This window comes from Okeania sp. (genome assembly GCF_035285525.1).
Taxonomy (GTDB): domain Bacteria; phylum Cyanobacteriota; class Cyanobacteriia; order Cyanobacteriales; family Microcoleaceae; genus Trichodesmium.
In genome coordinates this window covers 1-21,034 of the sequence record NZ_JAYKGW010000052.1, presented here as the reverse complement: position 1 = coordinate 21,034, position 21,034 = coordinate 1, and the positions used below count along the sequence as shown (strand labels likewise).

Sequence of the window (21,034 nt, the reverse complement as noted above, 5' to 3'; positions counted from 1 at the left end):
CTTCATGGCAGTATTGCGGGGGTTCGTGCAGATGAGTCCGAAAATTGCTTTTGCCTTTGCCGGGTTGCACACTCTTGAAGAAATGACAGAAGATTACTTTCAGCCATTTTTTGCCAGCGTCATTCCCATCCGCGTCGGTTTTTTGAATAGAGCAACAACCAGACAACTCCTTGCTAACCCCAAGCCAGAGTTCCTGCTCATCTACGAAGCAGAAGCAATGGATCGCATTTATGACCTCACATTCGGACAACCCTACCTAGTACAACTATTGGGATTTTTACTTGTCGGTCGCTACAACGAGGAAACCTTCGAGGAAGGAAAACCAAGGGAACCTGTTTTTAAGGTTGCCGATGTGGATGCCATCATTGCCCAAAACGAACTATTCCAAAATGGGAGCTATTATTTCACGGGAGTTTGGCAGCAAGCAGGGCAAGATGCATCAGGGCAACAAGATATCCTGAAGGTTTTAGCTAAATATTCGGAAGGTTGTAGCTATCTGTAGGGTGCGTTTCGCTACGCGACATGAAAAGCGTATCTCTACAGATAGGGTCCATGGGTAAGTCCTAATATATTAGACTGAACTTCAAAATCTACTTGAATAATCGTCATTGCTTCCTATTAGACGAAGTGAGCGTCGCAATGACTCGGATATAATAATTGTCCAAATGTGATAGTCTCCTGTTCCCTGTTTCCTGGCGCGACTGATTATCCGGAGATGATATTAAGTATTCTGAAAAATAATTCCTGTATCATTAAATAATAGAAAAATAACCAAAGCAAAGGAATGGTCAATCTCACAAAAAAACTACTTGAGGCAAAAGACTGGGTAAAAGTCCGTGCGAGTACAGATGCTCAACAATCTTTTCTAACTTGGTATGGTTCAGTTTTTGCCTTTATTCCAGGAGAAGCAAAACAGCATTTGTTTGATATTGTAGGAATGAGTGTGGCCAGATGTATTCCTAAGTCTGAGGGAGGTTGGGACTTTACTTCTAGGGAACTGACCTTTTATCTTGACCCTGAAACAGGCAAAAAGTTGGATATTTGGAAAAATCCCTGGACTGATGAAACTTTGCCTGTGGTTCATGTGGCCAATAATCCCGTACAGGGATTATTTAAAAGGCCAATGCCAGCATTAGTGAATGAGGAGTTAACTACTTTTAAGTTTGACCTATTTTCTAACTATCCTAACCCTCTGGTGGATGACCCGCAGTTTGCAGAATATAGTCCTCAACCTCTCTATCAAGCGACCGAACTGTTTAAGTTGACAGTATCAACGGCAGATTTGCAAAATCCTGAGACTACTTCTGTTTCTAAAATTATGTTGGCATGGGATAGAGTTGGTCCGTGGTTGCCCTGGATGAAAATGGGCGATCGCTCTGGTCATCTTATTTATAGTGCTTGGGGTGGAAAGGTGAATAATGTGACAGAATTACCTTTATTAATTCAAAATGAAATTAATACTCGTGTTCCTTTATTTAAGAATGCTGCTATGTCTATTTTGGAGCAGGATAATATGACTTCTTGGGTTTATTTTCAACAAAATTTTGATGCTTATTTAAAAGGAGAAAAGTTTCCAATTTTTGCACCGGAAGTTGAATAATAGCAATTTGACAGGACTAAAGCCATGGGAACCCAGAAACCCGGTTTCTCCTAGATGTTTATTGTCAAAAACAATGATTTACCCTAGAAACCTAGTTTCGCATGGGTAAGTCCTGTTTGATAAAATGTTGCGACATTAGGTTGATAGGTCTTGTACCATTTCTTGACAAAGCTGCAAATATAGCTGAGTCAAGAAGTAGGTTTTTTTCTATAGGACTAAAGCCATGAACGCTATTGGTAGGGTAGGTTTTGCGTTCCGCAAAGCTACGCTTTATATGTCGGCTCAAGCGCCGAAACGCTGGGCGACATGAAAAGCGCACAACGCACAACGCACCAGTACTCTATATATAGTATTGGTGCGTTACGCTACCGCTAACGCACCCTACTGGAATAAAAATATTACTACAGTGCTTTGGTGTGCTAGTGGAAGTCTCGGCCCACCGCTCTATATGATCTGCGTGCCAATTTCTAGGTAGATCGCATCCACATTTCTGGCACTTACCATTAGCAGCATACCAAAGGGCTGCTCGTAGGCGTTTTGAGCGAAGAAATCGGCTTTGACTGGACATCTAGAGAGATTAATTGAGCTTATATGGTGGACATAACTGTACCTAAAGTTAAGTTTAACCTAGTTTGATTTTTTCGTCAATACAAAAAAATAATCACATCAAACTTATATTTTTGCATAAATAAATATAAATACATATAGATATAAAACTATGATATTATAAAATTTGTTATGTTTTCTTAGCAAATATATCTCAATCGAAGATTTTATACTAGCTTAGGCATCGACTATGACTTCTCAAATTTTAATAGTTGAAGATGAAGTAAAATTAGCTCAATTTATAGAACTAGAACTTAAATATGAAGGTTATCAAGTAACTGTAACTAATGATGGATTTACTGGATTAACAACGGCACGGGAAATTAAGCCAGATTTGATAATTCTTGACTGGATGTTACCTGGTTTATCGGGGTTAGAATTATGTCGTCGTCTCCGAACTACTGGGGATAAAGTACCAGTTATTTTATTAACAGCTAAGGATGATGTGAGCGATCGCGTGGCTGGTTTAGATGCTGGAGCTGATGATTATGTTTTAAAGCCTTTTAGTGTGGAAGAGTTATTAGCTAGAGTTAGGGCACATCTCCGCAGAACTCAAGAACCTAATCCTGATTTATTAATGTTTGAAGACCTCAGTTTAAACAGAAGTACAAGAGAAGTTTATCGGAATAATAGGGAAATAGAATTAACTGCAAAAGAGTTTGATTTATTAGAGTATTTAATGGCTCATCCTCGGCAAGTTTTGACCAGAGATAGAATTTTAGAAACTGTCTGGGGTTATGATTTTATGGGAGATTCAAATATTATTGAAGTTTATGTTCGTTATTTACGTTTGAAGTTAGAAGCTAATCAGGAAAAACGTTTAATTCAAACTGTCCGAGGAGTGGGTTATGTTTTACGAAATTTATAAGTAAGGAATAATTAATAATTAATAATAAAAGAGTATTATACAGCAGATTCCAAGTATATGAAGTAAAGATATTAATCAATTAAATATTTTTAGTGCGGGCATCTTGCTCCCGCGATTATATCTCACCAAGGTAGAATCTGCTGTATATTATAATTCAATATTTAACTGATTATATATATAGTAATCCTAAATAGGTTAGAACAATTCAAAAACTAGAAATAAATTCTAAAACTCTTACCAAAAAATGAGTTATAAAGCCTCCCCTTTTAAGGGTATGAAAAATATTTAACTCAGTACTTCAAGCCTCCGACTTTAGTCGAAGGTTCACTCTATACTGATAACTCAAATGACCCATTGCCCATTGCCAACCTACCTATTCCCGCAAAAATGCTTATATTTATTTTAATCTTATCTAATTTTTGAACTTTTCTCAGGAAATACTCATTTATTAATGTTTTAAATAGAATTATAAATCAATAGTAAGCATTCCCCAGAAAATGCTGACAAGCAATATAATTTCAGCAAATGAAACAAAGTTTATACAGTCTAATCTAAACTTTTGCTTAATATTTGCCTATTTAGTTTAATTATTTGGTAGACATAATGAATTGGGAAAACTTTGAAGAAAATTTATCAATGAACGATACAACTACAAATGAACAATCGACTGCTAACTATAACATAGAAAGTGCAGTTTTAGAACGTTATCAAGCAGGCGCTCAACAGGTACAACCTAGCTTATGTTGTCCAACTGATTATCAAGGAAATTATCTTGATATTTTACCTCTAGAAATTATTGAAAAAGATTATGGTTGTGGAGACCCTACTCGCTACATATCTGCTGGAGAAACAGTTGTAGATTTAGGTTCTGGTGCTGGAAAAAATTGTTATATGATTGCTCAAAAAGTTGGTGCCCAAGGGCAAGTTATTGGAGTAGATTTTAATGATGATATGTTGGCATTAGCTAGGAAATATCAAACTGAAATTGCTGCCAAAATTGGATATCAAAATACTAAGTTTGTCAAGGGAAAAATTCAAGATTTAGCTTTAGATTTAGACTTGGTGCAAAACTGGTTAACTGCTAATCCAATTACATCTATTGATGCTTTAGCTGCTTTTGAATATGAATGTAATGCTTTGCGCCAAGAACAACCTTTAATTGCAGATAATAGTGTAGATGTTGTGATTTCTAATTGTGTGTTGAACTTGGTTCGTCCTGAAGATAAACAAAAGTTATTTCAGGAAATTTATAGAGTTTTAAATCGAGGCGGTCGAGCAGTTATTTCGGATATTGTCTGTGATGAAATTCCGACTCCAAAAATTATGAATGACCCGGAATTATGGAGTGGTTGTATTGCTGGAGCATTTCGAGAAGATGTTTTTTTAGAAATGTTTGAAGAAGCTGGTTTTTATGGGATTGAAATTCTGAAACGCGAGGAAAAACCTTGGCAAGTCATTGATGGGATAGAGTTTCGTTCTATGACAGTTCGTGCTTTTAAAGGGAAGGAAGGAGAATGTTTAGACCGGAATCAAGCTGTGATTTACCAAGGTCCGTGGAAACAGGTAGTTGATGATGATGGTCATATTTTAGATAGAGGAAAAAGAATGGCTGTTTGTGATAAAACTTTCCAGATTTATACAGATAAAAACGGTCCTTACTATCAGGATTTTTTGGCGATTGAACCTTATACAAATATTCCTTTAGATTTGGCAGAAAACTTTGATTGTAGAGATAATAAAATTCGTCATCCTAGAGAAACTAAAGGCTTAGATTATCAAGCAACAAATATTAAAAATAATAGTGATTGTTGTACTCCTTCTGATTGTTGTTAAGTAAGGATTTAGCTATCAGTTATTGCTTTTGGTTTTAGATACAGAGGATTCAATTTTGGTGAGGTAAACCTACGGGAGCTTTCCGGCTCACACTGATAAGATTTAATTAGGGTTTGCTGATTAAATCTAAAAAATTGATATATAAAGGTTTTAGCCTTTTTATGTCTGAAAAAAGTACCTAGTTTTCAGCTCTTTCTTTATGGTCAAAAAGGAGTGCATTTTGGGCAAGAAAGGGGCAGAAAGTCAAGGGAGAATTATTCTGACTACCTCCTTTATAATTCCCCTGATTTCTGGATTCTGACTTCTATTCTTAACTAAAAGACTGATTCAGCAAGCCCTAATTATTAATGTCTGTACTTCTATGTACTTGGAATTTGTTTTTGAGTAAAAATCTATATTGATGAAAACCTCTTCCTTGAAAAAAAGGGTGGGGTATTTATTTTGTTGAAAGGTGAAAATTAATAAGGCGGATTACACTTTGGTGAGGTATTTTTGTCTAGAGAAATTTAATTCTGAATATCTTTATTTCATATATCTAGAATATGCTGTATCTGAAATTATTTATTCGTGAAAAAACTGTAGGGGTTTGGTCTCCAAACCCCTATTATTAAATATTATTTAGGGTTTGTGATTAAATCGAAAAGTATTTACATTAATCATGGTTTGGAAAACTTTGGGTCTGGAAAAAGTACCAGCTTTTTAGTTGATAAAACTGAAAAATTAAGTGGTTATTATAAATGACTACCTCTTTGATAATTCCCCTTTGTTCCTAATTATTAACTACTCCCTACTCTCTACTCCCTACCTCAACAAAAATACTTTCTATAAACAAACCCTATTTAATATTGCCATTGAGGCTCAAAAATTACTTGTATAGATTATAATGAATCTGAGTATAAGCATTCAGCAGTCAGAATTTAGCGGTCAGCTATTGTTTTTAGTGGAACTTCAAAAGGGAAAAAGATGTTTGTAGAGCATAGCCTGAGAAGCAGATTACTATTAATGCTTATTACTGAATGCTGACTGCTAATAGCTTAATTCTTAGTATTTTTGTATCTCAAATAAACACACTATAGTTAAATATTAAATACCAATGAATAGAATCCCTAATTCTCATTCCGAACCTTTTGATAATGATACAATTAACTCAGAAGAAAATGACAAAATGGAAGTAATAGAAGCCTATAATCCTGAAACTAAAGTAGCGCTAGAAAAGTTTGTTTTAATATTAATAGCAGTTGGATTATTAGTGGGAGCAATTTTATCAGTTGGAGTTGTCTATGTTCTGGAAAAAACTGGATTGACAACTCCTCCAAATCAACAGCAAATAGAATTAAGAAAATAAAATTTAATCAACATATTTATTCCTTTAGGGGAGGAGTTAAGAGTCAGAATAAATGATATTAAATTGTTGGTTTTGACTTGGAAATGCTCCCTACTCTCTGCCTTGATAAAAAGACTTTTTCAACACGCTCTAATTTCTAATTATAGAGTTATCTATTCAATAAATCTAGGAAATATTTAATTATTATTTGTTTTTTAGTTGTTTCTCAGGTTAGATTCAGTTTGCCTAGTTTTAATGATAAGTGTTAGGTAAGGATTTAGGGGTCAGCTCTCAGCTTTTTTTTTAATATGAAGTTAGCTTAAATTATACTAAATTTTTAACTTACACTTCTTACGAAAAAGCAATGAATTAATAACTGATAGTTCAGAGGTATAGCCATAAGAAATCATTTGTGAGAAAAAACAGTAGGGGTTTGGTTTCCAAATCCCTTTGCGTTTAGGGTTTAGAAACCAAACTCTTACTATAAAATCTGAGAATATATATGTCTTTGCGTTTAGGGTTTAGAAACCAAACTCTTACCATAAAATCTGACAATCTATTTAGGATTGCTATAAATGTTTAGATTCTTTTCTTCAACTCTTTAATTAAAACTTATTACAATGATTCAAACAGCTTTTAAACCTTTCTCAACCAAACTAGACACAACTTTAACCAAGAAAAAAATCACTGTTTTACAGATTAATCTTGGTAAACGTTGTAACCTAGCTTGTAGTCATTGTCATGTAGAAGCTAGCCCCAAAAGAACAGAAGAACTTACTCCAGAAATTTGTGAACAATTAATTGAATTAATTCAAAAATTTCCCCAAATTGAAACAATTGATTTAACTGGGGGAGCGCCAGAAATGAATTATGGTTTTAAGCAATTAGTTGAAGCTGCACGAGCTAAAAATAAAGAAGTAATTGTTCGTTCTAATTTGACAATTTATCTTCTGCCAGGATATGAATATATTCCACAATATTGTGCGGAAAATAAAGTCAGAATTATTGCATCTTTGCCTTGTTATTTAGAAGATAATGTAGATAAAATGCGTGGTAATGGTGTTTACAATAAATCTATTTTGGCATTGCAATGGTTGAATGTATTAGGGTACGCCAAAAATCCAAGTTTAGTCTTAGATTTAGTTTATAATCCTCCAATTCCTAGTGGAGATAAATTTATACTTCCTCCCAATCAAAAAAAATTAGAAAAAGATTATAAGAGTTATTTAAGAGAATATTTTAACATTGAATTTAATCAACTGTTTACGATTACTAATTTACCCATAGGTAGAACTAAAATTTTCCTAGAAAACTACAAGATATATCAACCTTATCTAGAATTTTTAGAGTCTAATTTTAATAGGGAAACTGTAGGAAACTTAATGTGTCGAAATGAGTTATCAGTTGATTATTTAGGTAATGTTTATGACTGTGACTTTAATCAAATGGAAAATATTTCCGCTCAGACAAAAAAAGGTGAAAAAATTACAGTCGCGAAGTTATTAGAAGCTAATAGTTTAGACATTATTGAACAAGTACAAACAGCAAATTATTGTTATGGTTGTACCGCAGGTTGTGGTTCTAGTTGTGGTGGTGCATTAGTCTAACATTAGGGCGAAAAAATTGTTTGATATTATGTCCGGTAGTATCGGTAAAATTTAAAACCGTAGGGGTTCCCTTTGCGTCAGTCCTGATTCTGCTATTCCCTAATTTCATGAAACCAATACCAGGTTCATCTCCAACATCTGAAGCATAATAGCCCTGTGATTTTTACAATAGACATCTCCAGAAAAGAGGGAACCCTTAACTAAGAACAGGGAACAGGGAAGAAGAGTTGATTTTACTTTTTATTTTTGGAGATGTCTAATATAGCAATCCTAAATACCTTGTAACTGACTATGCACAAAATCAAGAATAATGCAACCCCAAGACCTGAATGCTTACATTAAAACTAAGATTCTGTTGATAACTTTTGCCCAACACGAGGTTCTGTACCAGCTAAGAGTCGTTCAATATTGCTGCTGTGTCGCCAAATCACATATATTCCACCCACAATAGCAAATATAATATAAGGAAGTGGTTGCCCTGTCACAAACATTAAACCAGAAACGGCAACAGCAGCAATCATAGAACTCAAAGAAACAATACGGCTAATACTAATAACCAGAACAAATATCCCAAGCGTTTCTAAGCCAACAATCCAAGACATTGCTAATAAAATACCTAGACTAGAAGCAACAGATTTTCCACCTTTAAAACCAATCCAAATAGATTTAGTATGACCTACTATTGCTATTAATCCTGCTAAAATAACCATCCATTCTTTGACTAAATAACTATCAGGTATTGCAGCATCAATAGTTAGGTTTTGTACAAAAATAAGGGAATAAAGATAACGAACTAGAGCGATCGCGAAAACTCCCTTTAAAATATCAATAACTAACACAATTAAAGCCGGTAACTTACCCAAAGTTCTTAATACATTAGTCGCACCTGTGGAACCAGAACCTTGTTCGCGAATATCTATACCGTAGAACCAAGAACTTAGCCAATAGCCAGTAGGAGTAGCACCCAATAAATAGGCAATTATTAATATTAATCCATTTAATAGTAACCAATTAATCATTGATTTTTTCCTTTAAAAAAAGCAGTAAGTACATAATGAATAATGAATAATGAAAACTATAGCAATTACCACAATCAGGTACACTCACGCCGACTTTTCGGCCTGCACTGGATAGGTTGAATTATTAATTGGTAAAAACCTTTAAAGATTAATTATCCATTATTAATTATTAATTATTAATTATTAGTTATTTTGAGAATTAGGTTCAGGGGCAAAGGCCAACCATAAAGGAAACTGTAACATAGAAAGACTAATTCTATCTTCCGTATCATCAATTACAATAATTGGTAACTTACCCTGCTTTACTAATCGATCTGCTTTTTGGGCCAAAATCTCCGCATCGTCAAATAAAGCCACACCCCTTTCTGGACTAAAGTCACGGCGATCTATCCCCAGACAATCTTGTAAACCACGACGCCATTCTCCCATATGTTCAGGAGAATTAGCTAGTACCAGAGCGCGTACCCTGGTATCATATAAATCTCTAAGTACAGAAATAATCGCAGAAGCAACCAAAATATTTTGCAGACGACTACCCAGAGTTCGGAGGGCACCACGGCCACCCTGAGAAAAAAACCAATTAGATACCCGTTGTGAATGAACTGGCTCAAATGTACGTCTTAATCTCCAAGGTGGACCATAATAATCAGGCATATTCCGATATTCATCCAGAATCTCCCTAATTTCTCTGGTTTGTTCCTCAAAACCCATTTCGGCAAATTTGGGATTGTCTAATTTTTTTGGAGATTTGGGAGTATCTTCTGTTACAGAAGTAGAATATTCTTCTGGTTGTGGAACTAATTCTAATTGTTCAGCAGCAACAGCTAAATCCTGCAAACTTCCTACTAAATAATCTTTAAATCCTTGAATCCTAATTGCTAAATCTTGAGAAGCACCAGCAAAAGTAGTCCGCATTTCTTTTTGAATACGTTCTTTACGTTTCTCTAGTTTTTCTACTTCTATTTGTAATGTTTGTTTCCGTTGTTCTAAATGACTTAAAGCTTCTGGTACTAAATTGCTTATGGCTTGAGTTTGGGAGATTATTTCTTGTTGTAATTTAGTCTTAGTTTCTTGTAGGGTAGCTATTTCTGATTCTAAGTTTTGTTTTTGTTCTTGGAAGTTAGGAACTTCTAATGTTATTTTTTTTTCGATTTTATTAACTGTTGGAATTGTTTGTTCTTCCATCAGATTAGTAGTATCTGTAGAAATATTTTCAACTGATTGATTTATATCAGGTGTAAATGATTCAGCAACTTGTTGGTTTTTAGGAGTTTCAGTTTCTATTTTTTTCTCTAAGTCCGAAGGTGAAGTAGTTATTTCATTGATGTTATTAGGTTGTTCTTTTTGTTCTTGTCGTTGTATTTCGTCTGAGTGCATGATAGGAAGAAATATAAAAGATTTATGAAAAAAAACTTTAGGGGTTTGGTTTCCAAATCCCATTTTTGTTAGGGTTTGGAGACCAAACCCCTACGATACAATATCTATTATAACTAATTTGGGGTTACTCTATTAATTTAGAATTTAGAGGAAAAAATATGTAAGCATCTCCGAAAAGCTAGAAACCCGGTTTCTTTGCATAGTTCCTGATCGCTCTATCTAATTTTAATAATTTTAATGCTGCGCAAACAGCTATTAGCATTGAGCATTTCCTGTTGAAAATTTATTGATTTGGTTTGGAGACCAAACCCCTATAGTAAAATATTTATTATCACCAATTTTAGGTTACTTTTTCCCTCTACTTTTCAATTGAATTATTATTTAAAGGAATGTATTTTTCTAGGCAAGTTTTTAACATTTTAGGATCGAAAATAATTGGGAGAAAGTGAATGCTTTGAACTTCTCTAAAATAGAACAAAATAGGTACAGGAAACCAATATATTTCCCAGTTCAGCCAATCTTGGTAAGGAAAATTTCGGATGAGTCTTTCTGAACGATATACTTCTAAAGAAGTCTCAGTAAATTTTAGACGAATAGTTAGGGTTTGAACTAATAGAAAAACTCCGAAAATAGCGATCGCTAAACTTACCCACTTTTCTAGAAATGCTAAAGGTAATGCACCAATTATTAGCACTAAAGGTATTTTATAATTAGGAGCAAGCTCAATAGTTTCTTTTGCTTCTGAAGTAGAAATAGTAGTCATAGTTTTATATAGTCAAAGAGGGAGTAGGGAATAGTCAACCAGTAGGTTAGGTTGTTTGCCTTAGCGGACGAAACCCAACCATAATAGCACCAGTAGGTTGGGTTTCGTACCTCAACCCAACCATAGTCTAAAAAATTCCTTAATTTAAAAATTCTGCTTCATCGCTCCACCCATACCTTGGAACATTGCCCAAGATAGAAAGAAATTAAAAATAAAAATAGATATTAAAGACGTTACAACAGCCGTAGTAGTAGATTTTCCTACACCCTTAGCTCCACCAGTAGTAGTTAAACCCCAACTTGTACCAATGACAGCGATTAAAACCCCAAATACAATTGATTTTGTTAACCCACTACACATATCCCAAAGAGTTAGAAAACTTTGGACAGAATCTAAATATACACCTTGGGGAATATCATATAAATTAACCGCAATAATTAGTCCACCAAGTATAGCAGTAATTAAACATAACAAAGTTAAGATTGGCATCATTACACCACAAGCAATAACTCTGGGAATAACCAAATAATCTACTGGGTCAGTTTTTAGGATATACAGAGCATCTATTTGCTCCGTCACTTTCATCGTCCCTATTTCTGCTGCAAATGCTGAACCTACTCGCCCTGCAACCACAACTGCTGTTAAAACTGGACCTAGTTCTCTGGTTAAAGTTAGAGCTAACATCCCCCCAACCATATTAGCTGTCCCAAAAGCCACAAGTTCTCTGGCCACCTGAATCGTAAATACCATTCCCACAAAGGTAGATGTCAATAAGACAATTAATAAAGATTCGGGACCAACTATTGCCATTTGCTCAATAGTATTCCGACGATTAATTTTACCTTGTAGCAAATGAACCACTACTTGGCCAGCTAAATAGGTCGCAGCTAATATCCGTTGTCCCCACATACCAAAAGTTAATTAAAAAGTAATGTTACTCAATAGAAGTTAATAAATGAGAATCATAAATATCTTCAAAAATTAAAAAGATAATCAATTATTATCCATAAATTGTCAATTACTCCTCACTATTTCCTGTTTCCTGTTATCTATTCCCTCTTTTATGAAGATGTGTAATAAGTCACAGAATGAGAAAAATTTACCAATCTTCAACAAGATTTTTAAACCAAAATTGAAGTTTTCTGACAGGTTGACTGATTTTGAGCGATCGCTATCTATCTTAGTAATAAGTTAGCTTATTTAGTTAACTTGCTGCTGAGGTGGCAATATAGCTGGACTTATTATTATGAATATTTTAATTGATTTGCTACGTTCTTTATTACTGACAAGTATTTTTAGCTTTATTACTCCAATGATTGTAATTGGGGTTAGTTGGATGAGCTTTGCTTTAATTAGTCATCTTCCAATTGTACAGGGAATTGGTCAATTTGGTGTTACCCAAATTTGGCAATTCTTAGCAACTTTTGGTAGTGGCCATCCCTGGCAAGGATGTTTGGTAATTGCTATTACTTGTAGTTTGGTAGGAGCGATGTTTGATACTTATGTGTTTTGTCAAAATTCTCGGTTTAATTGAATAATTAGGGAGTAGGGAGTAGGGAGTAGGGGAGTAGGGGAGTAGGGAGTGGGGTAGTGGGGGAGTCGGGGAGTCGGGGAGTCGGGGAGAAAAGATTTCTGCCCTTGTTTTGTACCTCAACCCAACCTACAGCTATTGCACTATTTAAGGTGAAACAATGCAGCAGGGTGCGTTTCAGCAACCCAGAAACCCGGTTTCTCAGAGAAACCGGGTTTCTTTGCGTGTAGTGCGTTACATTTCATTAACGCACCACTCATGCTTGAAGTTGTATGATTTACAAAAAATCAAATAAATAGAGACGTTAGGTTGAACGTCTCTACTGGTTAAATTAAGTTGGTATTGTTTGCGTAGATTTTTGTTATGTCAAAGGACGAAGATGGGGAATATCATTAGAAAGGAATGACACCGCCGAAACGAAAGTCGGGAATCTCGAATGAGTCAATTAATTCAAAGTTATCCGCGCTAATTTTAGGAGCATCTTGTAAGACAATAAATGCACCACCATTACCAAAACCTGGACTTTCCGCATTTTCGTTATAGTAGACAACACCATTATTCTGATTATAGACTATGGCAGCATCACTGTTACGAGCTGCCTTAGCATTATTGACAACTTCAAAATTACTAGCTATCTTTTCATCGACAAATATTTGTTTATCCAAGAGTATTTTGTCTTCATTCGGATCAAAATCAGTAATTCTATCAACTCCAAAATCTCGACGATCAAACATGGCATAACCATAAGGGTAATAAGGATCATAATAGGGGTCTAAAGAAGGATCATAATAGGGGTCTAAAAAAGGATCATAATAATAAGGATCGTAGTAGTAAAAACTATCTTGACTACGGAAAAGAAAACTATCTTTGCCATTACCACCAGTCAGAATATCGTTACCTGCTCCACCTTCAATTGTGTCGTCTCCATCACCACCAGTAATGACATTCGCTGCAACATTACCCTGAATAATATTATTCAGTCCATTGCCAGTTCCTTCCATACGATAGTTACCTGTGAAAAAGTCTTGCTCCAGTAGTAAATTTTCTACATTATTGGGTAGTGTGTAGGAATCTAAATAAGATATAACTAAATCATTCTTCCCTTGATTATTCTTTTCTATTACCTTGTCATTTTCACTGTCAACATAATAGGTATCGTTTCCCTTCTCTCCAGTCATGGTATCCTCACCACTACCACCATCTAGGAAATCAGAACCACTACCGCCATTCAGATTATCATTACCATTACCTCCGTCTAGGAAATCAAACCCACTACCGCCATTCAGGTTATCATTACCATTACCTCCATCTAGGTAATCATCCCCATCGTCGCCATTCAGACTATCATTGCCATTACCGCCATTGAGATTATCATGTCCATTACCCCCATTAAGAGTGTCATTACCACCACCCGCTTCTAGGTAGTCCGTTCCATTACCACCATCAAGATTATCATCACCCTTACCAGTTGTAATAGTGTCACGACCCTTGCCACCTGAGATACTGTTATTGCCAAAAAAGCTCCAAAGGAAATCATTGCCATTACCTCCGTCAATTGTATCATTTCCTCTGCCGCCATCTACATCATCGTTACCATCTTTGGCTTTAATATTGTCATTTCCTGTATTGTCTTGAAATACGCCATTATCATCTATATCAGGAAATAGGTCTGCTTTATTGGTTAAAGTAAATCTGGCCATTTTTTTTCACACTCCTAGATTATATAGTTACTGAATATAGACTTCTCCAAATTAGAATCTTTTCCTGGAGTTGCCTTAAACGATTTTAGCTAATGAAAATCACCTTTGAGAACCCTCTTTAGCTCTTTTTATAAAAATTAATATTTGTACGGAAATTGCGATCGCATCGGATGAACAAACCGAATTAAATATTTTTTTGACCTTGATTACAATCAAGACAAGTTGAAGAAAATTAATTGATTTCAACTTAGATTTAAGTAAAGTTTCGGTGGAAAAGAATTGGGAAATTTTGGATACTTGGCTATCAAAAAACTCTAGTACGGTAATTGCGATTTCATATTTCCCATTCACCACACTTACTTAATACTAAATCTACTCTAAGGTAGAAACATAAATAACAAATTAAATCACAGATAAAACATAATTTTAGGAGGTAATAAATATGGCTATTGTTCGTTTTTCTCCCTGGCGTGAAATTGATTCTTTGCAAAAGGAAATGAATCGTTTATTTGATACTTTTGCTGGTGAAGAGCCAGAAGTTGCTTTTAAACCAGCAGCGGAAATGCAGGAAAACCATGAAGCAATTGATTTAAAATTAGAAATTCCTGGTTTGGAACCTAAAGATTTAGATGTACAAGTTACTGCGGAAGCGGTGGCAATCAAAGGAGAACGTCGTCAAGAAAATAAGACAGAAAAACAAGGTTTGACTCGTTCGGAATTTCGTTATGGTACTTTCCAACGAATAATTTCTTTACCTGTTAGAGTTCAAAATGATCGGGTGAAAGCTGACTATAAGGATGGTATTTTACATTTGCATTTACCGAAAGCTGAAGCTGAGAAAAATAAGGTTGTGAAGGTGAATGTTGGTTAAGATTTAGGAAGAGAAAGAATCCCCCCTGCCCCCCTTTGAAAGGGGGGAGAAGACTTACGCAAAGAAACCCGGTTTCTAGGATAAATGGTTGTTTTGAGCAATAGAAGTCTACAAGAAACCGGGTTTCTGGGTTCATCTGGGTAAGTCCTGTTTAAGACAAAATCTCCAAAATATCTCCAACTGCTACTGCTCCATCATGATCAACAGTTGCCAATACTCCCGTGTCAACGTGACCATATTTTTCTTTCAGCACGGATAATAAGGGAACATCGCGATCGCCTGTTTTGGGGTCAACTTCAATATTCATACACCGTCCAATCTTAGCAGTAACAGTAATCTGAGCATCACCCAAACGCAACGTTTTCCCCACTAAATCAAATTCTGACCAAGGTTCCATTGCTGCCAGAACTACATTAGGACGAAATCTCCGCACATCTAATACTCGTCCAGTCTTGGCTTCCAAATCATTCATGGTTGCCTGACTAATGAGAGAAATATGTACGGGTTCCCTGTCTGGATAACGACTATTTTTCCCATCCCCCACTAACTGCAAAGGTGCTTTTTGAGGATGTCGCGCTCCTTTATTGGGTTCTAGGGTAGTCAAATAATCTGTAAAAAAAGCACTAAGGCGATCGCGACTTTCAGATAGATTTGTATTTTCTTTAAGCAACTCGACTCCTTGCTTTCGCACAGTTAAAATCTCTGTTTCTGGGTCAAAATCACAATCTAAAGCAGCTAAAGCAGGCCAATCATTCTGGACAGCAAAATGTTTTTTACTCATCCAAGGTATTTCTTTAGGTTGAGTTTCATTTTTAGAGTCAATAAACATTAAAGCAAATGCGCGATCGCCTTTAATACCATGACCTGCATTTAGGAAAATATTCTGACAAGTTTGAGGCGTTAATCCCTTGACTGGATGAATAAATAATTGTTGAACTGTTGGTAGTTTCATGTTATTAATAATAAAAAGTTGAAAATAGTTATACTAAATTTTGTTTACGGTAGATGGAAAGGGGGGACTCAACAAAAAGTATCTTTTTCCAAGGAAGATATAGGGAGATTATACAAGAGATTCCACCTTTATGAGGTACACTTAAGCGAGCAAGATGCACGGTTCCCGAAAAATCGCTACTTATGAAGATTTAATTATTAAATTTGTGCTTCATATACTTGTAATTTGCTATAACTGTAGAAATTGCTATGATAAATCTAACATTTCAAATATTTCTTTAAAATACATCCTGTTATTACTTAATATTTCTTCAATCCAATAGTTAGTCAACAGATTCACCCTCTTATCTTTTGCTATCCAATCAACATTACTAATGTCTTCTTTGCTAACTTCCATAACACATTTAATATATGCTTCTCTCAAAAAATCATAACCAATATGACCATGAGATAGCCATCTCACAATTTCAAAAGATGTTTGATTAATAAGTTGAATATAAATTTCATAATTTTGCTTGATTTCTAAAATTTTGCTATCCGGTACACTACGTTTATCTGTCAAAAAATCTAACCAATCTTCTAACAAAAAATTTATTTCTCCAGAGGTTAACTCAATAAAATTTCTCCAGAGAATACCTGATTCTATTTTTTGTAACAGCTTAGTTTTAGTAGCAGCTAAACCAATAGTACAAGCTGAATATATTACTGATTTAAAAATTTGTCTAAATAAATTTGTCGCTATTTGGGGATTAGGTATTATTGTATTTATATTAAAAAAATTACTAACTATGTCTAGTTCAAATAAATAGTTTTCTAATGAATGCCCTCGTGTTCTGATAATTCGTTTTTCTATATTATGTGCGGGAAAATTGTCTTGCAATATTTGAGTTTGTTCATAATCCCAATTAAATAAATATAATTCCCGGTCTATGAAAGCAATAAATCTTTGACTGTAAGGTTTATCAACTACGCTATTTGCAATTTCCTCAACTTTTTCCTTATTATTACCTGTTCCTGAATCAGCTTTAATTAAAAATTCTGCTGAATCTACAACAACTTGTTCATTGAGTTCTGGTTTATCTATTTCATTTGCTAGATAAGACAACATTCTTTCGATAAAATATTTATCATTTTTACCTTCAACTAAAATATGTTTTTGATTACTATTCATCAAGTAAATTCGGTACTCTTTTGGAGTAAATTTGGGAGTGCATTTTGGCATTATTACTATTATTTATCTTCCTTTTTATTCTAATTTTACTCATATACTTTCGCTGTATAAACTATTTAATAATTTTGATTTTTTGAGGTTCAAGTATTATTATTTCGTCCTCATAGTCAGCTCCTACTACTGGAGAATGAGTACAAGCAATAATTTGTTTTTCACCCAACTGTTGAGAGATTTTTTCTAATAATTTACGTTGCCAATCAACATGAAGAGAAATTTCAGGTTCATCAATTAAAACTATTTCTTGTTCGCTCATTTGAGAGGCAGCATATATCATGGTTAAAATTTGACGTTCTCCTGATGATAATGCTTTACTTATTCCAGGGATAGGAGGCATACCATTCTGGAAATTTATGCCTAAAGTTGGTAAATTTTTGAAGATAATTTCTATCTCTTTACTATCTAAAAATGAATTAACAGCAGCTAGATATTTCTCAATATTCTGAAAATAAGTTTTCTGTTCATTAGATATTTTTTGCAGTGCTTCTCTGTAGGTAATTAAAATCCTGACAGCAGCATCTTTCGATTTTTCATTAGCTTGAAATGATTCAACAGCAGTGCGGAGGTCTTCAGGCATTTGAAGCTTTAGATCGTTACTCAGTTGTTTGATTTCTTCTAGAATTGTATTTGAATTTTCTTCTAGAATTGTATTTGAATTTTTGGAAAGAGTATTAAATATCTGAGATAGGATACCACCTAAATATTTTTGCTCTGCTTGTTTAACTTCATAAAAAGCCTGAGAAATTTTTTGGTTTAATACTTGTTCTATTTCTAGAAGAGATGGATAGTTAATTAACGGAACAAAATTCCCAAAAATTTGACGTGCAAAATTTGTTTTTTGTCGCTGCTTTTCTTCATCAGAAGCGTCTCTTAGTTTGCCACTTTTTTCCTCTGTTGATGCCCAAGCTTCTATCATACTTCTAAAAGCTGGAAAATAAGCAGCTTTCAATTTTTGATCTGATGATTCTGAGGTTTCAATGTTTATGGTTAAATTTGCCTTTTTTAACTCTGAAATAAAATTATATCCAATTATTTTTTGAACTGGTTCTGGAACTTCTTGTGACACCCGCTCGATAATTGGACGGAATAATTGATTTCTAATATAGCGATTTTTGATAATTTCCTTTACAGGAATTTTTGTTGCTTCTACTCCATCTAAAAATAATATAATTTCCTCATCATTTATATTATTTTTTAACTCAATTTGACTTTCATTACTCATCGTCATATTAATATAATCAAAATCAATAAAGGCAAATTTTTCATAGTCTTCATTAAGTAAATTAGCAATAATATGTAGCAAAGTAGTTTTTCCTTTGCCATTTTTAGCAAATAAAATATTAACTCCTTGATGAAAATCTAAATTTATATCAAAAATTCCATAAATTCCTTTAGCTTCAAGGTGATTTATATATACAGACATATTCTTATTACTCCTATTTCAGGTTAAATTCTTTTTATTTATTTTATCGAATATCAAACAGGACTTACGCATAACCACCATATCTAGTAGGGACGTTGCATGCAACGTCCCTACTTCGGGAAAAGCACTGTAAGCAAAGCCACCAAGAAACCCGGTTTCTGCGTAAATCCTATTTAACTAAAAATTGGTACAGCTAAAGATTCATACATTTCGCTAGAAAAAGGTTGAAAATTATCATGTTTTATTGTTAAATGACAAAGCAATCTCATTTGTAATGGTGCTGGTGGTAAATTGACTTTATCTAATGTTATTTGAACTGAATTACGATACTCTTTTACTAAGGGAAAAATATCACTTAATAAATATCGCGGACAAAAACCTAAAAGGTAAAAATCTTTAGTGCGTAGCATTAAAGCATTTGAGTCAAAGTCGTTTTGTGCATCGTGCATTAAATACAAAGTTTCTCCTACCTCTAATTTTTTGATTTTTTCAATAGTTTCAGACGCCATATATCGGAAACCATGAATAAAAAAATATAGATGATAAACACCATTTTCATCTTGTTCTGGATAAGGAAAAATTTCATAATTATCTGTTACTTTTTTACCGCTGCTACGAGACAACAAAACCATAGGATTATCTTCTGTTTCTGAGAGATTTTGCCAACTAATAAAATCTGGATAATCTGGTCTGCTTCTTTTCATAATTCTATGAGAAAATATAGGCAATAATTCCTGGGAGCGATAAATTTTATCAAAGTCATTTAAAGACCAAACACCAGAAAAGCCGAATTTTTTTGCTTCTTCTGCACCTCTAAGATAAATAAATTCATACCAATTATTTTTATAAGTTAAAGAACCTACAGGAAACCAAGCATGACTATTGGAATCTTGCCAAGCTAAGAATAATTTTTTAATTGCAAATTTTCTCTTATTTTTAGAAGTCTATTTTGGTTAATTGTCAAAATTTCTTGAGCAAATTCAATAGAAATTTCCGAGATATAATTTTTAGGTATACGTTTAAATAAAGATAAAGTATCCTCTGCTGATATATTGGCTAAATTTTGGAGCCAAATCAGAGCAGCTTTGGGATATTTTTGTGCTGCTTTTTCAAATAAATCTAGTGTTAACATAGATTTTTTATCTACCATTTTGTCATACATTGCTGACGTTGATTTATCTACATAATTTTTAACAACTTTATTATTTATTTTATTCTGTTTTTGGTAGTCTTGAAATTCTCTACCGAGACTAGATGCGTGGTCGAATGTTGGTGCTAAATATATTGAATTATTCATAATAAATCCCCAATTTTCGTCATGCCTATCTTGGTTACTTATCCAAGCATCTAATAATAAGTAACCAACAAAAGTTTCTATTTTTGTTTCAATACCTTCAGGAGGTTTCCAGTTTAAAGGTAATTTAATAGAATTATTGGCGATCGCCTCAACTACAATATCAAGAGTATGTTCAGAAACTCTATATTTCTTATCTCTAGATTCAAGATAACTTTCATCTATTTTTACTAAAATTTGCTTACCAAGAATAAGAGTGTTATTTTCTGGTACAAAAGAAGGAGAAATTGTGCCTAAATATCCTTTCCAAATTGCTAGTTCATAATGTGCATGAGGTAGGTTTAGTAACTCACATAATTCTGATGCTATTTTTTCTGACCAAGCTTCCCCAGTATTAAGTCTAGCTTTTTTATATAAATAATTAAGTTTATCCTGGCAATACCAAAATTTATCTTTAGTTCCAAGTTGTTCAGTTTCTAAAATTGAATCTTCTGGAACTTCAATAATGTCAAAAAATTGCACATTAGTAGTTATTAATTTTTAATCTAAATTAACTTCTGTTGTTAAAGTTTAATAGAGCGATCGCCTGATTTTTTAGTATAAAAATTTGGTTCTGGAGTTAGCGATCGCAACTTCATATTCAGAAATTTACCACGATCGGGAAGATAAAGACTTTGTAGATTAAGTATTATTTTTTTTTAAATATACTGAATTATTTTATTGTGCTTTATAATAAATAGATAAAATGCCCCGAACTCCACGGATAGTTATGGCATAGTTGAAATATTGTGCGCCTATCAAAGCATTAAATTTGTATAGGGGAAGTTATTAACCTGCCCCTACTTTTGTATTGTCAAAATGATTATCTTGAAGATTAATTTTTGCTCTTCTTAATCCTGTTTTTGATTAATTTTAAAATCCCTAAATATCTAAATCAAATTTCAACTGATTACCTTGAGTTTCTTTTTGTTTTTCTGCAGACTTCAGCACTTCATAACTCAGCTTAATATCTAATCGTTTTTTCTCTTCTAAAATTTCT

At 33.9% G+C, this 21,034-nt stretch carries 18 protein-coding genes; 8 read left to right on the top strand and 10 right to left on the bottom strand.

The features are described from left to right. Nucleotides 1–4 precede the first annotated feature (4 nt). The 6 genes from VKJ25_RS05635 (at nt 5) to arsS (ending at nt 7,838) form a co-directional block, all read left to right on the top strand. On the top strand, nt 5–502 hold the full coding sequence (locus VKJ25_RS05635; protein WP_324235647.1) for a hypothetical protein: 498 nt from the start codon (nt 5–7) through the stop codon (nt 500–502). A gap of 282 nt (nt 503–784) precedes the next feature. After that, entirely contained in the window at nt 785–1,600 is an 816-nt protein-coding gene (locus VKJ25_RS05630; protein ID WP_324235646.1) for a DUF1838 domain-containing protein, read from the top strand. 796 nt (nt 1,601–2,396) lie between these two features. Next, nucleotides 2,397–3,074 carry a response regulator transcription factor gene (locus VKJ25_RS05625; protein ID WP_324235645.1) on the top strand — a complete coding sequence of 226 codons (678 nt, stop codon included), beginning with the start codon at nt 2,397–2,399 and terminating at the stop codon, nt 3,072–3,074. Nucleotides 3,075–3,677: 603 nt separating this feature from the next. Next, nucleotides 3,678–4,907 carry a methyltransferase domain-containing protein gene (locus VKJ25_RS05620; RefSeq protein WP_324235644.1) on the top strand — a complete coding sequence of 410 codons (1,230 nt, stop codon included), beginning with the start codon at nt 3,678–3,680 and terminating at the stop codon, nt 4,905–4,907. Nucleotides 4,908–6,000: 1,093 nt separating this feature from the next. Next, nucleotides 6,001–6,252 carry a hypothetical protein gene (locus VKJ25_RS05615; protein WP_324235643.1) on the top strand — a complete coding sequence of 84 codons (252 nt, stop codon included), beginning with the start codon at nt 6,001–6,003 and terminating at the stop codon, nt 6,250–6,252. Between the two features lie 599 nt (nt 6,253–6,851). After that, nucleotides 6,852–7,838 (top strand): arsenosugar biosynthesis radical SAM (seleno)protein ArsS, encoded by a 987-nt coding sequence (arsS, locus tag VKJ25_RS05610; RefSeq protein WP_324235642.1) that lies wholly within the window; start codon nt 6,852–6,854, stop codon nt 7,836–7,838. Between the two features lie 344 nt (nt 7,839–8,182). Here the strand turns inward: arsS and plsY are convergent, their stop codons facing one another. The 4 genes from plsY to VKJ25_RS05590 form a co-directional block, all read right to left on the bottom strand. After that, the gene (plsY, locus tag VKJ25_RS05605) at nt 8,183–8,857 is read right to left on the bottom strand and encodes a glycerol-3-phosphate 1-O-acyltransferase PlsY (RefSeq protein WP_324235641.1); all 675 of its coding nucleotides are present in this window, start codon (nt 8,855–8,857) and stop codon (nt 8,183–8,185) included. Nucleotides 8,858–9,040: 183 nt separating this feature from the next. Beyond that, complete coding sequence (locus VKJ25_RS05600; protein WP_324235640.1) at nt 9,041–10,234, bottom strand: DUF3086 domain-containing protein; 1,194 nt, start codon at nt 10,232–10,234, stop codon at nt 9,041–9,043. Nucleotides 10,235–10,592: 358 nt separating this feature from the next. Then, on the bottom strand, nt 10,593–10,997 hold the full coding sequence (locus VKJ25_RS05595) for a DUF3119 family protein (RefSeq protein WP_324235639.1): 405 nt from the start codon (nt 10,995–10,997) through the stop codon (nt 10,593–10,595). 144 nt (nt 10,998–11,141) lie between these two features. Further along, nucleotides 11,142–11,906, bottom strand: a complete 765-nt coding sequence (locus VKJ25_RS05590; RefSeq protein WP_324235638.1) for an MlaE family lipid ABC transporter permease subunit — start codon at nt 11,904–11,906, stop codon at nt 11,142–11,144. Between the two features lie 337 nt (nt 11,907–12,243). Between VKJ25_RS05590 and VKJ25_RS05585 the strand changes: the two genes are divergently transcribed. Further along, nucleotides 12,244–12,531: a hypothetical protein gene (locus VKJ25_RS05585; protein WP_324235637.1), complete on the top strand. Its 288-nt coding sequence runs from the start codon at nt 12,244–12,246 to the stop codon at nt 12,529–12,531. A gap of 389 nt (nt 12,532–12,920) precedes the next feature. Here VKJ25_RS05585 and VKJ25_RS05580 read toward each other — a convergent pair whose 3' ends face one another. After that, nucleotides 12,921–14,228 (bottom strand): calcium-binding protein, encoded by a 1,308-nt coding sequence (locus tag VKJ25_RS05580; RefSeq protein WP_324235636.1) that lies wholly within the window; start codon nt 14,226–14,228, stop codon nt 12,921–12,923. A gap of 442 nt (nt 14,229–14,670) precedes the next feature. On the opposite strand from VKJ25_RS05580, the gene VKJ25_RS05575 reads away from it, so the two are divergent. Beyond that, the gene (locus VKJ25_RS05575; RefSeq protein ID WP_324235635.1) at nt 14,671–15,099 is read left to right on the top strand and encodes an Hsp20/alpha crystallin family protein; all 429 of its coding nucleotides are present in this window, start codon (nt 14,671–14,673) and stop codon (nt 15,097–15,099) included. Nucleotides 15,100–15,250: 151 nt separating this feature from the next. Here the strand turns inward: VKJ25_RS05575 and VKJ25_RS05570 are convergent, their stop codons facing one another. The 5 genes from VKJ25_RS05570 to VKJ25_RS05550 form a co-directional block, all read right to left on the bottom strand. After that, nucleotides 15,251–16,051, bottom strand: a complete 801-nt coding sequence (locus tag VKJ25_RS05570) for an MOSC domain-containing protein (protein ID WP_324235634.1) — start codon at nt 16,049–16,051, stop codon at nt 15,251–15,253. A gap of 246 nt (nt 16,052–16,297) precedes the next feature. Beyond that, nucleotides 16,298–17,272, bottom strand: a complete 975-nt coding sequence (locus tag VKJ25_RS05565) for a DUF4435 domain-containing protein (RefSeq protein WP_324235633.1) — start codon at nt 17,270–17,272, stop codon at nt 16,298–16,300. Nucleotides 17,273–17,333: 61 nt separating this feature from the next. Further along, nucleotides 17,334–18,701, bottom strand: coding sequence for an AAA family ATPase (locus tag VKJ25_RS05560; protein ID WP_324235632.1), 1,368 nt, complete (start codon nt 18,699–18,701; stop codon nt 17,334–17,336). A gap of 173 nt (nt 18,702–18,874) precedes the next feature. Further along, a complete protein-coding gene (locus VKJ25_RS05555; protein WP_324235631.1) occupies nt 18,875–19,405 on the bottom strand; it encodes an HIRAN domain-containing protein in 531 nt (176 codons plus the stop codon). 194 nt (nt 19,406–19,599) lie between these two features. Then, nucleotides 19,600–20,517: a HipA domain-containing protein gene (locus VKJ25_RS05550; protein WP_324235630.1), complete on the bottom strand. Its 918-nt coding sequence runs from the start codon at nt 20,515–20,517 to the stop codon at nt 19,600–19,602. Nucleotides 20,518–21,034: the final 517 nt, after the last annotated feature.

Coding starts and splice junctions, on each gene's coding strand:
- VKJ25_RS05635 (WP_324235647.1), top strand. CDS start 5: ATGGCAGTATTGCGGGGGTTCGTGCAGATGAGTCCGAAAATTGCTTTT.
- VKJ25_RS05630 (WP_324235646.1), top strand. CDS start 785: ATGGTCAATCTCACAAAAAAACTACTTGAGGCAAAAGACTGGGTAAAA.
- VKJ25_RS05625 (WP_324235645.1), top strand. CDS start 2,397: ATGACTTCTCAAATTTTAATAGTTGAAGATGAAGTAAAATTAGCTCAA.
- VKJ25_RS05620 (WP_324235644.1), top strand. CDS start 3,678: ATGAATTGGGAAAACTTTGAAGAAAATTTATCAATGAACGATACAACT.
- VKJ25_RS05615 (WP_324235643.1), top strand. CDS start 6,001: ATGAATAGAATCCCTAATTCTCATTCCGAACCTTTTGATAATGATACA.
- arsS (WP_324235642.1), top strand. CDS start 6,852: ATGATTCAAACAGCTTTTAAACCTTTCTCAACCAAACTAGACACAACT.
- plsY (WP_324235641.1), bottom strand. CDS start 8,857: ATGATTAATTGGTTACTATTAAATGGATTAATATTAATAATTGCCTAT.
- VKJ25_RS05600 (WP_324235640.1), bottom strand. CDS start 10,234: ATGCACTCAGACGAAATACAACGACAAGAACAAAAAGAACAACCTAAT.
- VKJ25_RS05595 (WP_324235639.1), bottom strand. CDS start 10,997: ATGACTACTATTTCTACTTCAGAAGCAAAAGAAACTATTGAGCTTGCT.
- VKJ25_RS05590 (WP_324235638.1), bottom strand. CDS start 11,906: ATGTGGGGACAACGGATATTAGCTGCGACCTATTTAGCTGGCCAAGTA.
- VKJ25_RS05585 (WP_324235637.1), top strand. CDS start 12,244: ATGAATATTTTAATTGATTTGCTACGTTCTTTATTACTGACAAGTATT.
- VKJ25_RS05580 (WP_324235636.1), bottom strand. CDS start 14,228: ATGGCCAGATTTACTTTAACCAATAAAGCAGACCTATTTCCTGATATA.
- VKJ25_RS05575 (WP_324235635.1), top strand. CDS start 14,671: ATGGCTATTGTTCGTTTTTCTCCCTGGCGTGAAATTGATTCTTTGCAA.
- VKJ25_RS05570 (WP_324235634.1), bottom strand. CDS start 16,051: ATGAAACTACCAACAGTTCAACAATTATTTATTCATCCAGTCAAGGGA.
- VKJ25_RS05565 (WP_324235633.1), bottom strand. CDS start 17,272: ATGCCAAAATGCACTCCCAAATTTACTCCAAAAGAGTACCGAATTTAC.
- VKJ25_RS05560 (WP_324235632.1), bottom strand. CDS start 18,701: ATGTCTGTATATATAAATCACCTTGAAGCTAAAGGAATTTATGGAATT.
- VKJ25_RS05555 (WP_324235631.1), bottom strand. CDS start 19,405: ATGAAAAGAAGCAGACCAGATTATCCAGATTTTATTAGTTGGCAAAAT.